Genomic DNA, 4129 nt, shown 5'->3' with positions numbered 1-4129 from the left:
GCTGAGATGACAGAAAAATGCGGGGCAGGAAAAGGAGACGACGCGTTCGGAGCGAATAGCACGGACAATGGTTTTGCGATTGTCGCGCGTTGGCGATATCATCATCGATGCCGATACCGTTGCGAGTCTGGCGTAACGGTCTAAACGATTCGACCCAACCCATTCGCCGGAAGCTCTCCGACGTCCAGGTCGGGGACCGACAACCAACCCAAACAAGACTCTGAATCAGGGTTTGAAAGGTTTGTGAACGCTGCAACACCCAGCCTGGAAAGCAAAACGGATGCCGAATTGCTTGACGAACTGAAGAGAGCTCCCAAAGGCGTTCTTCCCAGCATTCTGCTGAATGAACTCCAATCTCGCGGCGAATCCGTGGTCCCCGGATTGATCGAAATCCTCCGAGCTGAAACCGAAAACGCGTCGAAGGGGAACACCATCGAAACGGATGGTGCATTCTTCGCATTTAATTTGCTCAGTGCCATCGGTGACCCGCGCGCCCTACCGGCAGTCATCGAAGCGATTTCGTTGCCGCAAGAAGCCCTCAATTCGTTGCTCGGTGACCTGATCCATGGCGATTTGCAACGGCTCATCGTCAAATTGATCGGCACGGATTACGATCAAATCGGACAGCTGATCGAAAACCAGGACGTGTACGAGTACGTGAGATGGTCGTTGGCCTGCACCTATTTCCTGCTGAACCGGCAAGGACGACTGAGTCGCGAAGACGGCGCCGAGAGTCTGGAGCGACATTTGAATCGGCTGATGGAGTTCCCCTGCTACGAGTTAAACGCCGGTCTCTGTATGGAACTGGCCAATTTCGGCGTCCCTGACTCCATGGAGACCATTCGGCGCGCCTATGCGTCGGGGAATGTCGCTGAGGGGATCGTGTCGCAGAAAGAGCTTGAGGAAACGATCAACGGTTTTGACGAAAGCTCTATTCGCGAGGCAGATGAAATGCCACCCTTAGAGTTTGATGTCGTGGAGGAACTGAGTAGGTGGGCCTGTTTCGCACCGATAGACAAACCGAAAAGACCGACTCCTCAACCGTCGGTCACGAAGCCTCAAGCCGTCCCGGTTTCTACGACCACGAACGAGGCGCCGCACCCGACACCGCACCCGCCTGTCGGGACCATTCGAAATACCGACAAAACGCCCGGACGCAACGATCCTTGTTCGTGCGGCAGCGGAAAGAAATACAAGAATTGTTGTCGGCTGACGTCGAGGCGCTAATGTGCCCCCCATCTCCGCAATAGTCCGACGCCGATCTGCCAGGGCGAGTTTGTTTGCTTTGTGAAAAAACTGCGAAACATGCATTCTCGATTGATCGGATCGGCTTCGGTCATCCTCATCGTTGCGTGTGTCTTGGTATGGTTCTCATCTTCCGACCCGCAATCTCCGGTTGACTCGAGCGCATTTCTTCCCCAAGGGGCCGAAGACCTCGGTTGGCCGACAATCCGGGGACCCCATCTGACTGGGCACAGCGACGAAATTCATCTGGCCGACGCGTGGCCGAACCACGGGCCGCCGGTGCTGTGGCGCCGCAATCTTGGCCAGGGCTACTCATCATTCGTGGCGTTCGACGGCCGCGTGTTTACACAATACCAAACACTCGCGGGTCAATTTGTCCTCTGTTTGGATGCCACCACCGGTTCGACCCTTTGGCAACATCGATATGATGCCCCCTACGAACTCGGTGGGATGTATCCCGGACCACGAAGTACGCCGACGATTGACGAGAAACACATTTACTATACCAGTCCCGACTTGACGGTCGGTTGTCTGAATTGGGAAGGCGAGGAACTCTGGTCGGTCGATCTGTCGCAACGCTTTGAGTCGCGCGGCACGGGATTCGGATACGCTTGCAGCCCAATCATTGCCGGCGAGAAAATCCTGCTTCCGGTTGGAGGCAGAAACTCCGCCATGATCGCATTGAACAAACGGACCGGAGAGCTGATTTGGAAATCGGGTGATGATCCGGCCAGCTATTCGTCGGCGCTCCCTGTTACGGTTCTCGAAAAACAGATCGTCATCGGACTTTTGCAAAACAGTCTTTGTGGATTTGATCTGCATGCGGGAACGCAATTGTTTCGTGTCGCGCTGTCACGCGGCTATGACGAACATTCTGCCTGGCCGATCACGCGGAACGATCTTGTCTGGATCTCATCACCCTTTCAAGGCGGCAGCCAGTTGTATCGGATCAGACCCGATCAGTCGCCAGCGATCGAACTGATCGGTGAATATGAATCGATGTCCAATGACGTCGCATCCAGTGTTTTGGTTGGCGAGTATGTCTTTGGTTTTGACTTGAAAGAATCCCAGTCGAATGCCCGACATCCTTCGCGTGGAAGTTTTCGCTGCGTGAATTTCTATACTGGCGAAATCGCTTGGTCCAATGGGAACACGAAGCCGCGCCGCAGCGTGGAATTCGAGACGATGAAACAGTCGCAAACAATCGGCCATGCGTCGGTGATTGTTGCCGATGAAAAGTTGATCCTGCTCAATGACACCGGCGATCTCGTTCTCGCGAAAGCGTTGCCGGAGCAATACACTGAACTGGGCAGAGCACGTGTCCTTGCTGGTAAAACCGCGTGGGCGACACCGGCGTTACACCGCGGGCTTCTTTTTGTTCGCAACCACTCATCAGCAGCCTGTGTCGATTTGCGCCACCGCGACCACAGCGCTGCGACCGTTTTGCAACGGTCTGTCCGATTGAGGTCGAAGCCGGCCTCGGGCTCCGAAAGGAATTGGATCGGGATTCGGCCAGAGGACACACTTCGAATGCCGACCGCTGGGGCGATGATTTACGGTTGGATCGCAACGACGGCATCGAATGCTTGCGCTGCGATCTTGACCGCGGTGGCTTGTTTAATCGGTCCGCGAACCCTGCGTTCGCAACGCTATGCCGTTTTCTTGTCGCTTAGCCTGATTACCTGCATGACGGCTGGGCCGCTGCTGTCTCATGCCCTCAATGAATTCATCTTTACATGGCCCGGATGTNNGCCACCGCCGCCGGATTCATCGCGATGTGTTACGTTTACTTTGTGATCTGTCGTGATCACAACCTTGTTTCGGCTTGGATCTTTCTCTGTGCATTCCCGGCCGCCATCCCGGGGGCACTTGCGACACGATGGATTCACAACCGGAAGGGCATGGGAAATTTCGCTACCGAAACCACCGCATTCTTGGTCTCACTGACCGTCTATTATATCGGCGCCGCGGCGATACTATGGTGGCGCTATGGATTACCCTTGAACTAGGTCGCGTCCGATCCAACAGAACTGATCGAGACATTGAAGCAAGGAATGAGCAACCCCCTTTTTCGGAGCGGATCAGTGCGAACGTTGCAGATCTTCAGCAATGCCGTTGAAGCAGAAATTCTCCGTACGCGACTGGATGCCGCCGGGGTTTTCGCGGTCGTCAATGGCGGCGAGGTCGCGACGATGCTCAGCCACATCGGTTCCGCGGTCGTCCGGGTGCGGGTGGAGGTGGCGCCGGAGGACTTCGAACGCGCGAAGAAAATATTGGAAACGGATGAGATCGAGCGCTGCGAGCGAACGGCATGGCAGTGCAGCCGTTGTGACGAACGCAACGAACCGTTGTTCGATCTCTGCTGGAGCTGCGGAAAGCCTCGGGACGAATCGGACCTTTCGCGTCCGTTACTCGAGCTAGAATTACCGGTCATCCGAGAGTCTGGCCCGATGGTCGTCGCCGATCAGCCGCCGCGAAAACCGGCCAGCTCCAATCCCTACGCGCCGGTCCTGATCCCTAACGATGATCGCGGCCGACCAACCGATTCTGATCAGGCTGAGCAAGATTCGCGTGACGCCGAACTGGTTGCACGCATTTTTCGCGGCGCCGTCATCGGAATCTTCATCCTGCCGCCGTTGCTGACCTTCTACGTGCTGTTTTTGCTGGTCTTCGAAGTTCCCAAAGCCGCCTATCGAGACCCCAGACTCTATCGGCGTTTGCTGGTTTCGTGGTTCTTGTGCCTGATCGCGATCGGCTTCGCGGCGGTGGTCTGGTCGCAACTGTTGTGAGCGACGTTGCACTGAAACGGCATTCAGGATCCGCTGGTGTTTAGCCGTTCGGCGATACCCGGTCGCTGCGACGCGGCGACCGTGGGCGGCTAAAG

Annotated in this window: 3 protein-coding genes; all 3 read left to right on the top strand. The window is 56.1% G+C overall.

The annotated features are described in order from the left end of the window. The first annotated feature begins 243 nt into the window (after nt 1-243). The 3 genes from NZK35_RS33710 to NZK35_RS33700 all read left to right on the top strand — a co-directional run bounded on the left by NZK35_RS33710 (nt 244) and on the right by NZK35_RS33700 (nt 4034). Nucleotides 244-1227 carry a DUF1186 domain-containing protein gene (locus NZK35_RS33710; RefSeq protein WP_259636927.1) on the top strand — a complete coding sequence of 328 codons (984 nt, stop codon included), beginning with the start codon at nt 244-246 and terminating at the stop codon, nt 1225-1227. A 78-nt stretch (nt 1228-1305) separates the two neighbouring features. Next, nucleotides 1306-3042: a PQQ-like beta-propeller repeat protein gene (locus NZK35_RS33705; RefSeq protein WP_259636926.1), complete on the top strand. Its 1737-nt coding sequence runs from the start codon at nt 1306-1308 to the stop codon at nt 3040-3042. Nucleotides 3043-3299: 257 nt separating this feature from the next. Beyond that, nucleotides 3300-4034, top strand: a complete 735-nt coding sequence (locus NZK35_RS33700) for a putative signal transducing protein (protein WP_259636925.1) — start codon at nt 3300-3302, stop codon at nt 4032-4034. Nucleotides 4035-4129 lie beyond the last annotated feature (95 nt).

The organism is Stieleria sedimenti (assembly GCF_025060895.1).
Classification (GTDB): Bacteria; Planctomycetota; Planctomycetia; order Pirellulales; family Pirellulaceae; genus Stieleria; species Stieleria sedimenti.
Note: the sequence above shows the minus strand (reverse complement) of the source record. Positions and strands in the feature narration are given on the sequence as shown.

What these genes read in the sequence shown, in the direction of transcription:
- NZK35_RS33700 (WP_259636925.1), top strand. Translation starts at nt 3,300, where the DNA reads ATGAGCAACCCCCTTTTTCGGAGCGGATCAGTGCGAACGTTGCAGATC.